Annotated in this window: 16 protein-coding genes, 1 tRNA gene and 1 pseudogene; 3 read left to right on the top strand and 15 right to left on the bottom strand. The window is 50.8% G+C overall.

Annotated features, from left to right (window positions below; genetic code table 11):
* Positions 1 to 8: 8 nt before the first annotated feature.
* Positions 9 to 935, top strand: coding sequence for a peptidylprolyl isomerase PrsA (locus Q0J41_RS01675; protein ID WP_296225319.1), 927 nt, complete (start codon positions 9 to 11; stop codon positions 933 to 935).
* Positions 936 to 948: 13 nt separating this feature from the next.
* On the opposite strand, the gene Q0J41_RS01670 is transcribed toward Q0J41_RS01675, so the two are convergent.
* The 6 genes from Q0J41_RS01670 to Q0J41_RS01645 all read right to left on the bottom strand — a co-directional run bounded on the left by Q0J41_RS01670 (position 949) and on the right by Q0J41_RS01645 (position 8,449).
* Positions 949 to 1,071, bottom strand: coding sequence for a hypothetical protein (locus tag Q0J41_RS01670; protein ID WP_296225317.1), 123 nt, complete (start codon positions 1,069 to 1,071; stop codon positions 949 to 951).
* 350 nt (positions 1,072 to 1,421) lie between these two features.
* Positions 1,422 to 2,372 carry an HD domain-containing protein gene (locus Q0J41_RS01665; RefSeq protein WP_296225315.1) on the bottom strand — a complete coding sequence of 317 codons (951 nt, stop codon included), beginning with the start codon at positions 2,370 to 2,372 and terminating at the stop codon, positions 1,422 to 1,424.
* Positions 2,365 to 4,791 (bottom strand): AAA family ATPase, encoded by a 2,427-nt coding sequence (locus Q0J41_RS01660; protein ID WP_296225313.1) that lies wholly within the window; start codon positions 4,789 to 4,791, stop codon positions 2,365 to 2,367. The genes Q0J41_RS01665 and Q0J41_RS01660 overlap by 8 nt, the downstream gene beginning before the upstream one ends.
* Positions 4,788 to 5,993: a DNA repair exonuclease gene (locus Q0J41_RS01655; protein ID WP_296225310.1), complete on the bottom strand. Its 1,206-nt coding sequence runs from the start codon at positions 5,991 to 5,993 to the stop codon at positions 4,788 to 4,790. Before Q0J41_RS01655 ends, Q0J41_RS01660 begins: the two co-directional genes overlap by 4 nt.
* A 2-nt stretch (positions 5,994 to 5,995) precedes the next feature.
* Positions 5,996 to 6,349, bottom strand: a complete 354-nt coding sequence (locus Q0J41_RS01650; RefSeq protein WP_296225308.1) for a YlbF family regulator — start codon at positions 6,347 to 6,349, stop codon at positions 5,996 to 5,998.
* 42 nt (positions 6,350 to 6,391) lie between these two features.
* A complete protein-coding gene (locus Q0J41_RS01645; RefSeq protein ID WP_296225541.1) occupies positions 6,392 to 8,449 on the bottom strand; it encodes a transglycosylase domain-containing protein in 2,058 nt (685 codons plus the stop codon).
* 170 nt (positions 8,450 to 8,619) lie between these two features.
* Between Q0J41_RS01645 and Q0J41_RS01640 the strand changes: the two genes are divergently transcribed.
* Positions 8,620 to 9,468 carry an RluA family pseudouridine synthase gene (locus tag Q0J41_RS01640; protein WP_296225306.1) on the top strand — a complete coding sequence of 283 codons (849 nt, stop codon included), beginning with the start codon at positions 8,620 to 8,622 and terminating at the stop codon, positions 9,466 to 9,468.
* A 94-nt stretch (positions 9,469 to 9,562) separates the two neighbouring features.
* Here Q0J41_RS01640 and Q0J41_RS01635 read toward each other — a convergent pair whose 3' ends face one another.
* The 8 genes from Q0J41_RS01635 to Q0J41_RS01600 form a co-directional block, all read right to left on the bottom strand.
* Positions 9,563 to 10,474 (bottom strand): ketose-bisphosphate aldolase, encoded by a 912-nt coding sequence (locus Q0J41_RS01635; RefSeq protein WP_296225304.1) that lies wholly within the window; start codon positions 10,472 to 10,474, stop codon positions 9,563 to 9,565.
* A 125-nt stretch (positions 10,475 to 10,599) separates the two neighbouring features.
* Positions 10,600 to 11,304, bottom strand: coding sequence for a L,D-transpeptidase (locus Q0J41_RS01630; protein WP_296225302.1), 705 nt, complete (start codon positions 11,302 to 11,304; stop codon positions 10,600 to 10,602).
* Between the two features lie 310 nt (positions 11,305 to 11,614).
* The gene (locus Q0J41_RS01625; protein WP_296225300.1) at positions 11,615 to 12,046 is read right to left on the bottom strand and encodes a sortase; all 432 of its coding nucleotides are present in this window, start codon (positions 12,044 to 12,046) and stop codon (positions 11,615 to 11,617) included.
* Positions 12,043 to 12,252 carry a hypothetical protein gene (locus Q0J41_RS01620; protein WP_296225298.1) on the bottom strand — a complete coding sequence of 70 codons (210 nt, stop codon included), beginning with the start codon at positions 12,250 to 12,252 and terminating at the stop codon, positions 12,043 to 12,045. Before Q0J41_RS01620 ends, Q0J41_RS01625 begins: the two co-directional genes overlap by 4 nt.
* Positions 12,212 to 12,811, bottom strand: a complete 600-nt coding sequence (locus Q0J41_RS01615) for a hypothetical protein (protein WP_296225296.1) — start codon at positions 12,809 to 12,811, stop codon at positions 12,212 to 12,214. Before Q0J41_RS01615 ends, Q0J41_RS01620 begins: the two co-directional genes overlap by 41 nt.
* 165 nt (positions 12,812 to 12,976) lie before the next feature.
* Entirely contained in the window at positions 12,977 to 14,512 is a 1,536-nt protein-coding gene (locus tag Q0J41_RS01610) for a Rib/alpha-like domain-containing protein (RefSeq protein ID WP_296225294.1), read from the bottom strand.
* A 15-nt stretch (positions 14,513 to 14,527) separates the two neighbouring features.
* Positions 14,528 to 15,379 carry an NAD(P)H-hydrate dehydratase gene (locus tag Q0J41_RS01605; protein ID WP_296225291.1) on the bottom strand — a complete coding sequence of 284 codons (852 nt, stop codon included), beginning with the start codon at positions 15,377 to 15,379 and terminating at the stop codon, positions 14,528 to 14,530.
* A gap of 1 nt (position 15,380) precedes the next feature.
* A complete protein-coding gene (locus Q0J41_RS01600; RefSeq protein ID WP_296225289.1) occupies positions 15,381 to 16,667 on the bottom strand; it encodes a serine hydrolase in 1,287 nt (428 codons plus the stop codon).
* Between the two features lie 99 nt (positions 16,668 to 16,766).
* Between Q0J41_RS01600 and Q0J41_RS01595 the strand changes: the two genes are divergently transcribed.
* Positions 16,767 to 16,850: transfer RNA gene (locus Q0J41_RS01595), tRNA-Leu, on the top strand.
* A 200-nt stretch (positions 16,851 to 17,050) separates the two neighbouring features.
* On the opposite strand, the pseudogene Q0J41_RS01590 reads toward Q0J41_RS01595, so the two are convergent.
* Positions 17,051 to 17,280, bottom strand: a pseudogene (locus tag Q0J41_RS01590) (pyruvate oxidase); the annotation flags it as partial.

The following is a 17,280-nucleotide window of genomic DNA, read 5'->3' as shown; positions in this document are numbered from 1 at the left end:
TTAATTTTATGAAAAAGCATTTGAAGAAAATCGCCGTTTTGGCAGGTGCCGCAGCTATCGGTCTGTCCACTGCCGCTTGCTCAAGCAGCTCAGCTACTGTAGTTAACTACAAGGGTGGCAAGATCACTCAGGACGAATACTACGAAGCTATGAAGGACACTTCAGCCGGCCAATCAACTTTGGTCAGCCTGATCATCTACCGCACGCTGAAGGCCCAATACGGTGACAAGGTATCTTCAAAGAAGATCAACGCCGAATACAACAAGTACAAGAAGCAATACGGCTCAAGCTTCAGCACTGTTTTGAGCTACAGCGGTTTGACTACTAAGTCATTCAAGCAAAACCTGGCTACCAACTTGTACTCAGTTGCCGCTTTGAAGGACTTGAAGAAGCCAACCACCACGCAAGAAAAGAACTGGTGGAAGAGCTACCACACCAAGACCACTGTTCAACACATCGTAGTTGCCAAGAAGTCAACTGCTGAAACTGTCATCAAGAAGCTGAAGAGCGGCACCAGCTTTGCTACTCTGGCTAAGAAGTACTCAACTGACACTGCTACCAAGAAGAAGGCCGGCAAGCTTGCAGCCTTCGACTCAACTGACACCAACTTGAGCAGCACTTTCAAGTCAGCTGTTTGGAAGCTTAAGGAAGGCAAATACACTACCACGCCAGTTAAGACTTCATCCGGCTACGAAGTCATCAAGGTTTTGAAGACCACTGAAAAGGGCTCATACACTAAGAACAAGAGCTTCATCGACAAGCAGCTCTACGCTAAGTGGGCAGCTGACTCCAACACTATGACCAAGACCATCAGCAAGGTTTTGAAGAAGGCCAACGTCAACATCAAGGACAAGGACCTGAAGGACAAGAACCTGCTGGCTAACTACTTGAACTCATCATCATCATCAGCAGCATCATCATCTAGCGCAAACTAATGCGGGCTGACGATTAGACGATAAAAAGACGCGATTCACTGAATCGCGTCTTTTTTTGTTGCAGGACCCCGTCGATTTCTTCTCTGATTTCCAGGATCTGCAGGTTGACGATGCTGATTCCAGCTTCTGCCGGCAAGCCTAAAAAATAAAAACCACCTGATTTGGAAGACGTCTCCAATCCAGATGGTTGCAATTTCTATAAAGAGTGGGCCCTTACCCTCAGCCATGCTAGATTGAATTTGTATCTAGCAGGCACATCAAACATGGCTAGCTGAGATACGAACGTCTTGCGTCCGTATCCGCGGACGCTTTAGTCGAAATAAGCATAGCCATAAAAGAAACTAGTCATGTTTGATTTAAGCAAGTTCATTGTTAGATCCTCTCTTTTAAATAATTTTTTGATTAAAAAAATGAAACATCTCTCATTGATTCTGTCAAGCTTTTAACCAAAAAATCAAACAAGAAACAGGAAAAATAGAAAATTTGCTACCTTTCCTGTCTTGGCCGGTAATAGCGGCGCCCGTCCTGCGACATCAGCGGCGGGGTGAATTCCCCTGGCTTGGTCGTGGACAGTTCTGTCGTGATTGCGTTAACCGCCGCGTCCAGGTCATCGATCCGGTGCAAAAGCTCTGCTTCTAAAAGAGCCGGCAGTTTTGGTGACCCGTACTCATAGCGGCCATGGTGGGACAAGACCATATGCCGCAGCAAAAGCAAGTCCTCACTGGCCAGGTCGATTTTCAGTTCCTGGGCGGCCAACATCAGCTGCTCATCAATCAAAACCAGGTGACCAACCAAGTTGCCTTCTGCCGTGTACTGGGTCGCGACTGGGCCGGACAATTCCAGCACCTTGCCCATATCGTGCAGAATGCAGCCGGCATAAAGAAGTGACCGGTTGACGGCAGGGTAGTTGTCAGCTAAGCCCCTGGCGTCTTTCAACATGGTCAAAGTGTGGAAGGCTAGACCGCCTTTGTAGGCATGGTGGTTGGACTTGCCAGCTGGATAAGCGAAAAAGCGGCTGGACCACTTTTTCAAAAGGAAGTCCACCAGGTCATGCCAGTTCTTATTATCGATCTGGGCCACAAAGGCCTTGATTTCCTGCTCCATTTCAGCCGGCTTTTCCGGAGCAGAGGCCACCAATTGGCTCAAGTCCACCTGGTCGTCCGGGCTGACCGGATGAATGCTGAAGAGCTTGATCTGGTCATGGTTGTGGTAGTCCTCAATCATTCCCGAAGCCTCAACCACCGTGCCGGCGTTGAAGCGGCTGGCGTCCTCAGCCTTGGCCTGCCAGTAATTGGCCCGGATGCTGCCGGAAGAGTCAGCCAGCTGCATGAGCAGGTAGTGCTTGCCCCTCTTATCTTGGCGCAGCTGGGAATTCTTGACCATCAAGACCAGGTCAAATTCTTCCCCTTCATTGTAATCCAGCAAACGTTTAAGCATCCTGCTCCTTCTTTCTGTATCTGATTGGCGCGGCACTGACGGCTTCAGCCAAGTCTTCTCTGGCCGTAAAGACCAGGATCTGCTTGTCTTCGCTCATCTTCTTGAGCATGTCCACAATGTAGCCGGTCCGCGGGCCGTCGAAGTTGACGAATGAATCATCGATCAAGACCGGCAGGTCGATCTTGTCCTTGATCTGCATGACAAAAGCCAGTTTCAAGGCAAAATAGAGTTGCTCCTGAGTCCCCCGGGACAGGTAGGCCAGGGGGATCTTCTTTTTGTCTTTTCTGACCACCTTAAGCGGGGTCTTCTTGGACAATTTGGCCGGCAAAAGGATTTCCAGGTAGCGGCCGCCAGTTAGTATTTCCAGGTATTCCTGGGCTAATTTCAGCATCTTCGGGAAGCGGTCGTTTGAAGCCAGATCCAGGGTCCGGCCAATGACTTCCCCGGCCAAAAGGCTGGCCAGGTAGTCCTGGCTGTCTCTTCTGAAGCTGTCGGCGATTTCGGCCAGCATCTGCTTGTCTTCGGCCACCTGGCTGGAAGAAGCGTAACGCTTTTCTTCTGCCAAAAGGTTGGCTATTTCCTGCTGGCGGACTGAGACGGCTCTTTGCTTGTCAGCCAGCTCTTTTTCCAGCTCTTGCTTTTGCCCCAGCAATTTTGCAGAATCTAAGCCATTTTCTTCAAAAGCAGCTAATTGCTCACCCAAGTTGTTCTTCAAAGCGTTGATCTGGGCAGCCAGGGCCTTTTGTTGCTGCTGCTTTTGGGCCAATGCCTGGTAGGCTGCCAGGTTTTCTACCCCGGCAGTCTGGTAAATGGCCAAAAGCCGCTCAGTTAAATTACTGATCTGCTTTTGGTAGTTCAAGTTGGCCGCCTTGACTTCCTGGCTGGCCCGAAGAGCGGCGCTCTCAGCTTCCACCTGCTCTTCTAAGCGGCTCAGCTGCTGGTTGATAGCCGCAATATCACTGCTATCCAGACCCAATTGCCGGGCCAGGTCAGCGGCCTGTTTTTCTTTCTGAGCGAGTTCTGCCTGGGCATTTGCCAAGTCCCGCCGGCTGATGGCCAGGTCCCGGTAAGGGGCAAGCAGGGAGTCGACCTTGACGCTTGCGTCAATGCCGTACTTTTCCTTAAAGAATCCAGCCTTGTCCGGTCCCTTAGCGGGCTTTTTGAAGTAGGCATAAGCCGCTAAAGCCGCACCAGCAAGGATTAACAATATTGCCAAAATCCGGTTTTGCCCGATCAAAGCCAGACCAATTACGGCTACGATCAAGCCGACATAAGGCGGCAGGGTCTTGGGCGTTTCTTCAGTTTTTTGACTTTCTTCCCAGTCAGCCTGCATCTGCTGGAACTGGTCCATAGACAGATCAGCCACCTGGTCTAAATGCGGGGTCAATTCTAAGAGGCTGGCCTGCTTGTCTTTCAGCTGCCCCACCTGCTGCCTGTGCATTTCCAGGCTCTGGCTGATTTGCCCTACTTCCTGCCGCCAGGCGCGGACCTGGTCCTTTCTCTTGGCCAAAAGAGCCGAGTCGATTTGCTCTTTTTCTTCCTTGATGGCGGCCTTGAGGGCCTTGATCTGAGCATTAAGGTCCAGGGCCTTCTGGTAGAGTTCCTGGTCAAAAGCTACCGGGCTGACCTGCTTTTTCAAGTCCAGATAAGTCTGGTAGTTCTGCACCTGCTCCAGCTGCTTTTCCAGCTTACTTAGCTGGCCATTTACTTCCTCGACTTCTTTTTCCAGCTTTTTAGCTTCTTTTTCTTCAGCCAGCCGCTGGCCTTCCAGCTGCTGGTAAGCATCAAATTCCTGGCCGTCAGCGGCCACCTTGTCTCTTTGCTCAGCCAATTTGAGCAAGTCCTGGTTGACCGGGGCCTTCTTCCCGCTTGGCTTGAAGAGGTCCTTGGCCTCCTTGTCAAAGTCAGCCCGGATGGCCAAAAGCTGGCTGCTCTGGGCCGCTCCCAGATAGTAGATGTTCTCCAGGATCTCGCCTTCAGACAGGGAGTTGACCTGGCGGAGGAGGTCTTCGTTAAAGATAAAGCTTTCCGCGTAAAAGCCTCCGTCGATATTTTGAATCTGCTCGTAAAAGAGGCTGGCCGGGACTTCCTGGCCGTTTAAGAGGACCTTGACTTCCCCGATCTTGCTCTTGTCCCCCTTGCTCCAGGTCCGCTCTAAGACATATTCCCCTGCATCGCTAGTAAAGACCAGCTGCCCGCCCATCGGGTAGCTCTTGGTCAGGGGTTCGTAGTCTTCAAAAAAGACTGAGCTGGTATTTTTTAAATTGAAGCCAAAAAGGATCTGCTTGATGAAAGCCACGGTCGTGCTCTTGCCGGCCTCATTACCCCCGAAGAAAGCGGCTAAGTTGCCCTCTGGCAGGTCAAAAGTCTCCTGGCTGAACTGACCGAAATTGTAGATTTGAATCTGCTTGAGTTTCATTCTTCTCCCCCAGTCATTGCCTGCAGGCGGCTGGCCAGCTTAACAGCGACCAAGTCCCGGACCTGGCCGCGGAATTCCCCGTCCTCTAAAAGCCGGCGGGCATATGGGTCCTTCTTGGCCCAGGAAGCGGCCAGCTGCTGGATCTTCTCGTCAGTCAAAACTTCTGCTTCAGCAGCAGCCAGGGCTGCCCGGTCGCTGTTGTTGAGGCTGACCAGACCCCGGACGGATAAACGGACGTCAACCAATTGTGATGGCGCTAAAGCTGCTGACAGACCGGCCCAGGCCTCCTGGTCCCGCCAAAGATCTATTTCTTCGCTAGTCAAGTATTCTGAGCCCGAAATCTTCAAGCTGAAATAGGTCTTGCCTTGGATATTTTCTTGCAAAAATTCCAGGGCTTTGGCATGCAGGCTGCTCTTATCAATTGCCTGGTCCAGCTCTAAAGTCAGCTGTTTCCAGGTAATCGGCGCCGTTTGGACAAAAGTCAAGCTGGTCTGCCCGCTGGTCTCGTCGACTTCAGCCAGGTAGCAGCCCTTCTCCCCCAGTTCACCGACATCCCGGCCTTGGATGTTGCCGGGGTAAACAATTAGCGGCTTCTCACTCAAGATTTGCCGGGCATGGATGTGGCCGAGAGCAAAGTAGTCATAGCCCAGCTCCTTCATCTTGCTTAAGTCAAAGGGAGCATAGATATTGCCGCTGGCCGCCCTTTGGGCCGCGTGCATCAAGCCGATGGTATAGTCCTCTTTTTCCGGGAACTGCTCCAAGAGGTCGGCTTCAATATGGTTCTGGCTATAGGAAAAGCCGGTCACGTTATAGGTAAAGCCGGTCTTGGTCTTGAAAAATTCCCGGGAAACTTTTTCCTGGTCGCCCAAGAGGCAGAAGTAAGGGCTGTTTTCAATCAGCAAGTCCTGCCGGGTCATGTAGTCGTGGTTGCCGAAAATCATGACCACTTGGATCTGGGCGTCAGTCAGCCGCTTCACCTGCCGGGCTAAAAAAAGCTGGCTGGCCGGAGACGGCTTGTTTGAGTCAAAGCTATCGCCGGCGATTAAAACCAGGTCGACCTGCTCTTTTAAGGCCAGGTCCACGATCCTAGTCAAAGACTGGGCAGCTGACTGGCGGATTTCAGCATATTCCCTGTTTGGCAAAAAAGATAGTCCACGAAAGGGGCTATCTAAGTGCGCGTCAGCTAAATGAATGAATTTCATGATTAGGCTTTTCTCAAATCCTCGTATGCTTCAGACAAAGGCTGGCCAATATTCTTTTGTACATCATTGAGCAGGGTGTAAACTGCTTGTTCTGCCAGGAGCATGTTTTGCAGGGTGGTGTTTTGGCCGACCCGTTCGTTCAAGCTCTTGAAGTGGTCTTGCTGCTCCTCAGTCAGTTCCTTGCCAGTTTGCTGGACTTCCATGATTTCCATTTGGGCCGAGTCCAGTTCCTTGAACAAAGCCAGGCTGTCAGCATCTGCCTTAACAGCGTCCATGGCTTGCTTCAAAGCTAAAAATTGCTGGGTTTCCCGCAAGTCGTTAGCTAATTGGTTGGCAGTATCGTAAATGTTGACCATTTTTCTTTTCTCCTTTTTTATTCCATAAAAAATCCTGTTTGCTTACTTTCCAGTAATCTTATTGTACCATGACTTAATCGTTGATTCGGCATTCTTTACCCCATCGCTGATCGATTCTTTCAGCTTCTGGCTCCAGTTTGAAGAACTTGAAGAAGAGCTGCTTGTCCCATTGCTTTGGGCCATGGAATCAGCTGATTGGACGGTAAAGCTGGTCTGCTTGCTGTAAGGGAGGATCCGGGTCATTTCGTCCTTATACAGGGTGGTAATCCCGGTTTCTGAAATCCCCTGCATGTAGTTGTTCTTGTCAGTCTTGTCAAAGCCGACCCAGGTGGCCACGACCACGTCCGGGGTGTAGCCGACGATCCACTGGTCCTTGGTCCCGTAAGCAAAAGATACTTCAGTTGACCCGGTCTTGCCGGCTACTGAGTAGCCAGATGGCTTAGCGTTAACGGCTGTCCCGGAAGTGAAGACGCTGAGCAGCATCTGGGTCATTTCCTTGGCCGTGTCAGCAGAAATAATCTGATTGGTCCCGGTATTGTTGTTTTCCGCGATCACATTGCCGCTGGCGTCAGTAATCTTGGTGATCAAGTATGAGCCGTCCGGCAGCTTGCCGCTGTTAGCAAAAGCCGAGTAGGCCCGGGCCATCTGCAAAGGACTGACCCCGGTAGAAACCCCGCCCAGGGCCAGGGCCAGGTTCTGGTCGCTTTTTGAGACAGTAATGCCGAACTTCTTCAGGTAGCTGACCCCGGTAGAAACCCCGATCTTGTTTAGAAGCCAGACGGCCGGGACGTTTTTGGACTGGGCCAGGGCCTGGTACATCGGGATCGTGGTCGAGTACTGGTTGTCGACGTTGACCGGCTCATAGCCGTTCTTGCCAAACTTCTGCCGCTTGTTGGAGAGGTCAGAGTCATAGTGGTAGCCGTTCTCCAGAGCTGGCGCGTAGACAGCCAGGGGCTTGATAGCACTGCCGGGCTGGCGCTGCATTTGCGTGGCCCGATTATATCCTCTGAAGACGTGCTTGCCGTGTCCTCCGACCAGGGCCTTGACTGCCCCGGTCTTAGGATCCATGGCCACGCTGGCCCCTTGGGCCCGGGAAGTGCCCGCCGGGTTGACCGGGAAGTTGTACTTGTTCTTGAAGCTGTCCTGCATGGACTGCTGGTAGTTCTGGTCCAGGGTCGTGTAGATCTTCAGCCCCTTGCTCATGATCTCATTTTCACTGAGGCCGTACTTGCTGATGGCTTCAGAGATGACGGCGTCAAAGTAGTATGGGTACTTGTAGCCGCTGGTCGCCTTGTAGCTATCTACCAGGTTCATCCCCTCTTTTTTGGCCGCGTCAGCCGTCTTTTGGCTGATCGACTTAGTGTCAACCATCAGTTGCAGAATCAAGTTTCTTCTGGAAACCGAGTGCGAGAGGGAATCGATCGGGTTGTAGTAGGAAGGGTTCCGCAAAATGCCGGCCAAGGTTGCCCCTTCAGCCACTGTCAATTGGCTGGCGTCCTTGCCGAAGTACTTGCGGCTGGCGTCCTGGACCCCGTAGACCCCGTTGCCAAAGTAGGAATTGTTGAGGTACATGGCCATGATCTGCTTTTTAGAATAAACCTTGGTTACCTGGATGGCATAGAACATTTCCTCCACCTTCCGCGACAGGGTCTGCTGCTGGGTCAAAATGGAGTTCTTAACCAGCTGCTGGGTGATGGTCGACCCGCCCCCGGCGATATTGCCGCCGTGGATGACATAGCTGACTGCCGCCCGGAGGATGCCTTTAGGGCTGACCCCCATGTTGGTCCAGAAGGTCCGGTCTTCGGTCGCAACTACAGCTTTTTGGACATTGGGGGAAATCTTGCTCAAGCTGACATAGGTCCCCTTGCCGGAAGACACGGACCCGGCCTTTTTGCCATTTTGGTCATAGATGACCGTGGTCTTGGCCAGGGAAGCTTCTAGGTTGGACAGGTTGGCTGTTTTGACTTTAAAGGTATAATAAGAAGATACAGCTAAAAAAAGGCTCAAAACGATCAAAATCAGCCATCTTAGCAGTTGGAAGCGGTAGTTGATCCTTTTCAGCCAGCCCCACAAGCCCTTTTTCGGCTGGGAGTTGTTCATTTGTTTACGCGCTTTGCGCCTGTTTTCCATTAATATCTGCTCCTTCGTTAGAACATAGTCTAAACAGTTTGATTTTAACATAAAAGCTGGCCGCAGCTATCTTCCAAGGAGCAAGTTATTCATTTCTTAATCGCGCTAACAAGGTTTTTAGAAAGAAAATAAATCCAGCCATGATCTATCATTTCAGCTTAATCTATCCCGCAGACCGTCCCCCAGTTTCCGTCAGCGATCTGCTCAAGCAACTCTTGATCCCCCGTAAATGGCGGCACTATCTTCGTATTGAGCAGCAGGTTTTAATCAACGGTCAATACTGCAGCTTCAACCAACTGGTCAAGGGCAATGAAAAAATCGACCTCTACTTAGACCAGGTCGAATCCCTGCAAGGAGACTACCCGGCCAGCGGTAAAATGCCAAAAATTGTCTACGAAGACGAAAATGTTTTAGTAATCGACAAGCCCAAGGGACAAAAGACCCACCCCAACCAAGGAGAAAACGGAACAGCCCTTAACGACTGCGCCAGCTACTTAGGCTACAGCCCCTACATCGTCCACCGCCTGGACATGCTGACGGGCGGGCTCTTGCTGGTGGCCAAAAATCCAGCTGTCGTCCCCATTTTGAACCGGCAACTGACCAGCAAGACTTTGAAAAGAGACTACCTGGCCACGGTTGATTTAAACAAGGCAATACCTGATCAAGGCACGATTGATCTGCCAATTGGGCAGGATCCGGAAGACCAAAGAAAGAGGCAGGTCAGAGCTGACGGCTTAAGAGCGGTCAGCCACTTTCAAGTTTTGGAAAAAAATGAAGGCAAAAAAAGAGCCAAATTATTGGTAACTTTGGAAACTGGCCGGACCCACCAGATCCGGGTCCACTTGTCGGCCTTAGGCTGGCCGATCGTAGGCGATCCCCTCTACAACCCTAATTTTGCCGGCGAAGACTTAGCTTTAACCGGCTGGCAGTTGACCTTTGTCAAACCCTACAGCTTTGATCAGGTTACGGTTAGGTTGGACAAAAAATAAGAATAAAATTGAATAAGAGCAAAAGAAAAAGGCCCTGTAGCAGCAAATGCTGTTACAGGGCCTTTTCTCATGAAGAAAATTCTGAAGATTCAGATTATTCTTCGTTAAGTGAGCTTCTGTCGAATGAAGCGTCAGCTTCCTTGTCGTCGATTGATGGAGTACCCATCCAGCTGATCATTTCCTTCATTGAGTCAGTGATAGCTTCAGTACCTGGCAAGAGCAGCTTACGTGGGTCGTAACCCTTCTTGCTCTTGTCTTGGTCCTTGCCTTCTTCGATGTACTTGCGAGTAGCTTCTTGGAATGCAAGTTGGAATTCAGTGTTGATGTTGATCTTTGAGATACCCAAAGAAATTGCCTTTTCGATTTGGTCTTGAGGAATACCTGAACCACCGTGCAATACAAGTGGAGTTTCAGGAACAGCTTCAGCGATTTCCTTAAGACGGTCGAAGTTCAAGCCGCTCCAGCCTTCTGGGTAAACACCGTGGATGTTACCGATACCGCAGGCAAGCTTGTCAACGCCAGCAGCTACGAAGGCCTTAGCGTCTTCTACTGAAGCAAGTTCGCCGGCACCTTGGTTTTCACCGATTCTGCCGATTTCAGCTTCAACAGAAATGCCGCGTTCATGAGCCAGCTTGATGATTTCCTTGGTCTTGGCCAAGTTTTCTTCAGTTGGCAATGCGTGGCCGTCGAACATAACGCTTGAGTAGCCAAGCTTGATACATTCAACAGCTGAGTCGTAGTCACCGTGGTCCAAGTTCAAGATAACTGGAACTGAGATGTTCATTGAGTCCATTGAGTCTTCTACCAAGTCCTTAACGAGCTTGTAGCCACCCATGTACTTAGCAGCACCAGTTGAAACTTGAATCAACAATGGAGTTCTGGTTTCTTCAGCACCACGAAGAAGAGCGCGGGTCCATTCCAAGTTGTTAGTGTTGTAGGCACCAACAGCGTAGTGTTCCTTACGAGCCTTCTTAAAAATGTCATTACCGTTAACGAAATAAGCCATAAAAATACCTCCTAAGCTTCTTACGACTCTATTGTACCCAATAATGAATATTTGAGCAAACAAATTCTCTCTTGTAAGCGCTTTATACCAAAAATATTTATGTTCGCTTTCTCTATGCGGATTTCCTAACGCATTTTGAGGACAACCTTGCTGCCAACTGGCAGGCCCCCGTTCAATCTTTGCTCATAGATCCACTTGGCATCGCTGACTGATAGACGCACGCAGCCATGGCTGTCCGGCTTCTTGCCCAGGGTGGTCAGGTGGGCTCCGCCCTTGTAGCCGTAGTGGTAGTTGCCGGCCTTGACCCCGGAATTGAAGTTGTTGATCGGGACTGAGTGAAAAAGGTAGACCCCATGCTGGTGGTAAGAAACATAGTAGCGGGCCCCTACCCCATCATTATTGTAGAAGACCTCACCAGCTTCTTCCTGGATCCGGTAGTTGCCGACCGGGGTCCGGCTTTCGCCGTTCTTCTTGATCGCGCCCGGGGAAGCATACATGGTATAGATGACTTTCTTGTCGGACATAACATAGGCCCGGGCTCCGAGGATTGACACCCGGATCCAGACATTCTTGTACTTACGCAGGTCTGGGTACTTGCGCTTGGTTTCGCTGGAGTACAGGTAATAGCGATCAGTCATCGGACGCATGTCTTTAGGATCGGCATAGGGTCTGACTTTTTCTTTCTTGGCGACCCGCTCCTTCTTAGGAGGATGCTCCTGGACCTTGCTTTTGCCGCCGACTTCCGGCAGGGGCTCAAAGACTGGAATGATCATCAAGCACGCGATTATGGCAATCAGCAGCATTCCGATACGTTTATGGGCCTTGTTCATCAATTACACTCTTTTCCTAATCTTCTTTATAACTCTGCAACCGCCAGCAAAGCGGTTTCACAAAGAGCTAAGCTTATTATCTTACAAATCGCATGAAAAACCTAGTCAAACCACTTCAGTTTGCCCGAATTTTAAAGAAAAAGCAATCCAAAAAGGATTGCTCTTGAAAATCTTATTTGATTTGTAATAAATGACATCTGACTGTAAAACGGGTCGTGCCGTCATAAGTACAAGTAAACAGGCTGAGATCGTACTTACTGCGGACCATCTTGCTGATGGCTGTCGGCTGCAGGACTTCCATCTTCTGGACCTAGTAGACATAGCGCTGACCGGTTGCGGCTTCAAAGTAAATCTTGTCGCCGACTTTCAGCTGGTTCAAGCGGCCGAAATGGTTCACGAAATTGTGCCCGGCCACAGTCCAGTTCCGGTCCTTTGCCGTCCCTGTATAACTCGCCGGCGATACTTCCAGCTGGCTGAAGCGCCACTTGCTGGCTACCGGCAAAGACAAGCCGAGGCTTGGAAAAGACAGGTAGCCGCTATAGGCGGTTCCATTTACCTTGGCCGTTTTCTTTAAGCTAGGCTTGGCAACCTTGGTCCCGGTCGACGCTTTCAAGGAAGTGACGACCTTTTTGGCAGATGAGCCTGCTAGGTGGTCTTCAATCAGGTTGTGGCCGAGTAACAGTCCAGCCATCACGATCAAAATGACCCCCAGCAGCATCCTGATTCTGCCTTTTTTCCTCATCTCTCGCTGCTCTCCTGGGCAGCCCAGCCCCAAGTAAAGAAGGTTAAGCCAAGCAGTGCCAATAGCGGGATTGGCCAGTTGAGCTGCCCCGTCTGCGGCAGGCGCGGACTTTGCGGCAGGCTCTTGACTACGCGGTTAGTGGCAGATGGTGTCTTCTTGTTTTCCTTAATAGTTGGAACAGAAGGGAGTCGGGGATTGGACTTCACTTTTTTTACTGGTGCTTGGCGTCGACGGCGTCTTGTTGCTGCCTGGAGTTGTCGGCGTCGTCGGGTGCTTTGGCAAGGAAGTGATCTTCTTCCGCATCTTGGGCTGAGCAATGATGTTGCTCATGGATTTGCCATCAACGGTGTACGGTAAAACGACGCAGAAGGGATTCATCTTCTCATAGCCAGAGGCTGCCGTGTCCTGGGTGACCTGGTAAACGGCATCCCCTTCCACATTGGCGCTGGCTTCACCAGAATCAGAGATTTGCGCGCTGACCCCAGACAGCTTGCCCTGGTTGGCTGTCACGTACGAAGACAAAGTATTGGCAAAGTCGGCGGTCATGATTTGGTCCTGACTCAAAGAGGAGATGGAGTTAGTCACGGAGCTGAACTGGCTGGTATATTGGAACTTGCCGGCACTGTCTTTCTTAGCGACTTGGTAAACCACCAGGCTGCCGCTCTTAATTGCAACGCCGGTCTGCAGGTCGTGCATCTGAATGGTGATGTTGCTAGCATCGGCCGCGTCAACCCCGTCTGCTTTTTGAGAAACAGGTAAAAACAAGCATATGATTAATAAAATGATTACTTTTTAATTATTTTGGCGATTAAAGTCAATGATCATAGGCAATATTAGGTAATAAAAAAGGCTTTCTCTGAAAACAGAGAAAGTCTTTCTTAGATATTTCTTATCAACAACTCTTAATTATTTATCACTAAAGTTTAGGAACTACTTATACTTGATAACGACTTTCGTGCCAACTTTCAGCTTGCCTGAAGTTCGTTGACCGTACAGCCAGCGGGCATCGCTCAAGGTCAGCCGGATGCAGCCGTGAGAGTCAGGCTTGGTCCCTTGCACAGTCAAGTGGGCATTGCTGCCGACACCACCGTATCCATAGTGGTAGCCCTTGTAGTAGACGCCAGAGCCGTAGTTATTGATCGGCACGCTGTGGAACAAGTAGTCGCTGCCGTAGTAGGTTATGTAATAGCGGGCCCCTACGCCGTCTGAGGAGACAAAGGACGGGCCATAGGCGGCCTTGATAGAGAAGGTGCCACGCGGCGTGTCGCTTTGGTACTTGCCGTTAGTCATTTCAAAACGGCCGGCTGAAGAGTACATAGTGTAGACAACCTTCTTGCCGCTCATGATGTAAACCCGGTTACCCAGGATTGAAACCCGGATCCAGACATTCTTGTACTTGGCCAGGTTCGGGTAAGCCCGCTTCTCGCTTGACTTGAAGTAGTAGTCCCCGGTCTTGGCCCGCATGTCAGCCGGGTCATAGTAAGGGGCGTTGGCCGGCTTGTGGAGGACCCGCTTGTAGCGGACCTTGACCGTAACATTCTTGGTCTTGCTGGTCACTTTCTTAGCCTTAACCTTAGTCGTGCTGCGCTTGTAGCCGCTTATAGCAGGAACCTTATAACTCTTCCAGGTCCCTTTTGACCACTTGCCGTAGCTCTTCTTTGAGCTCTTGGAAGTCTTGGTCAATTTGCCATCAGTATAGGTTTTAGTTGTCGTGGTGGTGGTCGTTACCGTTCTGGACAGCTTAACCTTCTGGGTGATGGTCTTGTTCTTGCCCGGCCGGTCCAAGATGATCTTCCGGGTCTTGGTAGTGTACTGCTTCTTCTTGCTCTTCTTGACCGACTTCTTGGTCGTCACGACTGAAGACACTTTAACCATGACATCTACCGTGTCGGTCGACTTATCAGTGTAGGTTACTAAAACAGTCCCCTTGACCGTGCCGGCCTTGGCCGTGCTTGGTGCCTGTTTCCAGGTCACGCTGGCCACGTTCTTCAGATTGGAAAGGTTGCTGACGGCTGAGCTGGCCGTCAGTCTCTTGCCCACCTTGACCGTCAAGCCGGTCTTAGCTACAGGTCTGTTCTGGCTGGCATAACTGGTTACTTTCAGGTCAACTTCAACTTCGCTGGTCGTCCCGTCAGTATAAGTGATGACTACCGTTGCCTTTTGGCTGCCGGCAGCTGTCACGTCTGGCGTGGTCTTCCAGCTGTAACCCTGAACGCTCTTTAAATCAGCCTTGTTGCTGATGGCGTCAGAAGCATCCGGCAGAGTGCCCACAGATGTGGTCAGCTTCTGTCCTTTGGCTTCCTGCTGGTTTAAAGCAGTTGACGCATTCGACGTATCCGTTGTCGTGTTGGTTGACGTATTGGTCGTCGTGTCCGTGTCAGCCAAGACTGCTTGGCTGCCCAGGCCGCTGGTCAGCAGGGTCAAAGCGGCTACTGAAAGCAGGGTTATATACTTTGACTTCTTCATAATTCCCTCCGATATCTAACAGGTGCTCAGGCGTTTCATCAAGCGCGGCATATAAGCAGAAATTCGCGTTGGCCGCACCAGGTAGGAGGACTGGTAAAGGTCGTCTCCTGCCCTTGAGTGGCAGTAAACTGCTGCTAAAACGCTGGTCAGCTGCGGGCCAAACTGGCCAATAAAAGCGGCAATAATTCCAGCTAAAGTATCGCCCATTCCGCCCGTAGCCATCCCTGGGTTGCCGGCTGAATTGCGGTAGATTTCACCTGTAAAACCATATACTCGCGTTCGATGTGCCTTCAAGACTAGTATAACATTTTTCATTTTGCCCGAAAACAAACTCGAAAGAGCCGCTTGATTAGCCTGGTCTTCCTGGTCAGCAATCTTGATTCCGCTCAATCTCTGCCATTCCATCTGGTGGGGAGTCAAAATTACCAATCCGGCCTGGAGATTTTTCAGCAGGTCAGGTTTTTGGCTAAGCAAGTCCAAGGCACTGGCGTCAAAAACAATAGTCTGGTCAGAACCCGCGTGCTCGCAGACCGCTGCTAATATTTCCCAGGCCTTTTCATCCAGGCCCAGGCCAGGCCCGCACAAAATTACGTCAGACCGGGAAATCTGCCCGGCCAGATCTGAATTATAGTCAAGCACCGCGGCTTCCGGAAGGCGGGCGTGGAGGGAAGCAAAATTGACCAGGTCAGTCGCTACCGTCGTCAGACCTGCTCCCGAGCAAACCGCGGCTTCAGCGGCCATGCTAATGGCTCCACCGTACTGGCGATTTCCGCCAATTAGCAGGACCCGGCCGTAATTGCCCTTGTGGCTTTCCGCCGGCCGGGGGCGGACCACTTGCCGGGCTAAATCTTCATCAATACTTTTCATCTTACTTGCCGCCAAAAATGCTCCGCCATAAACGGACGAAGAAGTTGGCCTCCTGGTTGTCCTGAGTTGCCACAGCTGGCGCGGTTACCGTCTTGCCACTAAGGGATGGCAATTTACCGCTAGTTGCTGAGAACTTGTAGCTGGCTACCTTGCTCCCCTTCTTTACAGGTGCAGAAACGGCAGTCTTGGACAAAGAGGTCTGCAGTTTGCTGCCCTGCTTGGCCCAGATGGTCACTGTCTTGCCCAAAACAACCTTGCTGCTGGTTTCCTTGCCTTCTGGCACCTTGACCGTGTTAGCCCCGCTAATGCTGGACCCCTTCTTTAAGGTAACGGCGCTGTAGTTTTGGTAGACATAGTGCATCAGCTTGGCCGTCTGCACGAAGCGGGACGGGTCCTGGCTGTTTGCATGCTTGGCGCCCAAAACCACAGTGATAATCCGGTGGCCGTTTTTCTTCACAGTCCCGGCAAAGCAGGCCCCCGCCTTGTCAGTCGTCCCGGTCTTCAAACCGTCAACTGGCAGGTCAGAGTAGTAGCTGTTCAGCCCCTTCAGCATCCAGTTCCAGTTGGTCATCTGGCTTTGCGTTGAGCCGGATGAAAAAGTAGCGCTGGTAATTGAAGTCGTCTGCAAGACTTCCGGGAAGTCCTTTAAAAGCTTCTGGCAGACGATGGCCATGTCAGTGGCGGACATTTCGTTTTCAACGTCCTTGCCCACGCCCGGGTAGGCCGCTGAGCCAAGATTGCCATTGGCCAAGCCGCAGGCGTTATATATCTTGGCGTCCTTAATCCCCCAGCTGGTCAAAAGCTCGCGCATCTTTTTAACAAAAGTTACCTGGTCGCCGCTGACAGCTTGGGCCAGGGTCATGGCGGCCCCATTAGCGGATTCGATCAAAGTAGCCCGGTAGAGCTCCTTGATCGTATAGGCATGGCCGCTAGTTAAAGGCACGTTGGAATACTCAGTGTTCTGGCTGATCTTGGCAATCGCGGCCGTCGGCTTAGCCGTGCTGGTCCAGGACAGCTTACCTTGCTTAATGGCCTGCAGGGTCAGGTAGACCGTCACCAGCTTGGTCATGGAAGCAATCTGCCGCGGAGTCGTGGCATTCTTGGCATAAAGGATCTGCCCGCTGTCAGCATCAACGGCAATCGCGGCCTTGACGTCCAGGTTCAGGTCCTGCTGCTGGTAGTTGGTGGTTGCCGCCGCAACCGGTGCGGCCTGCCAAGTACTTATTCCGGTCAGTAATAGTCCACTGGCTGCCAGACTCAGCAGCGCTTTTTTTATCTTTTTTAACAAAATCGCTCCTCTTTTCAAAAAAATTACGAAAAATTTTGAATTAGCACTTCCATTTTACCAAATTTTTGCTATTATTAAATATGTGCTGAGGCACGAGATGCCCACTTGGCGGAATTGGCAGACGCGCAGCGTTCAGGTCGCTGTTCTGGCAACAGAGTGAAGGTTCGACTCCTTTAGTGGGCATGAATGAATAGCTGGGACGTCCAGTATGGGAGTTCTAAGAGCTGACCTAAGGGTCGGCTCTTTTTTTGCTTCTACTGCCTTTTTAGTCTAGCAAAGTAATAGAAAACTGCTCCTAAGAAAAAGTAAATTTTTTCTAAATATACAAAAAAGATCTCCTTTTTAGGGAGATCTTCTTTTAATGTTACTAGTTATGCCGGCAATTAGTGAGAAGCACCTGAAGTAGTGTCAGGAGCGTTTTCTGGAACTGAAGCACTTGAAGTTGCTTGAACGTTCAAAGCTTCTGCCTTGTCTTCTGAGTGGCCGGATGCACCTGAAGCCGCGTCAATTTCCAAACCAAACTTTTCAGCAAAGTATGAGAATGGGTGCAGAGCTTCTGCGTGGTAGTACTTCACGAATTCTGGGTCATCCAGAGTGTTAAGTTCAGTTGAGT

The sequence above is a fragment of the uncultured Lactobacillus sp. genome (assembly GCF_944327175.1).
GTDB lineage: Bacteria > Bacillota > Bacilli > Lactobacillales > Lactobacillaceae > Lactobacillus.
This window is presented reverse-complemented; position numbering and strand designations above follow the sequence as displayed.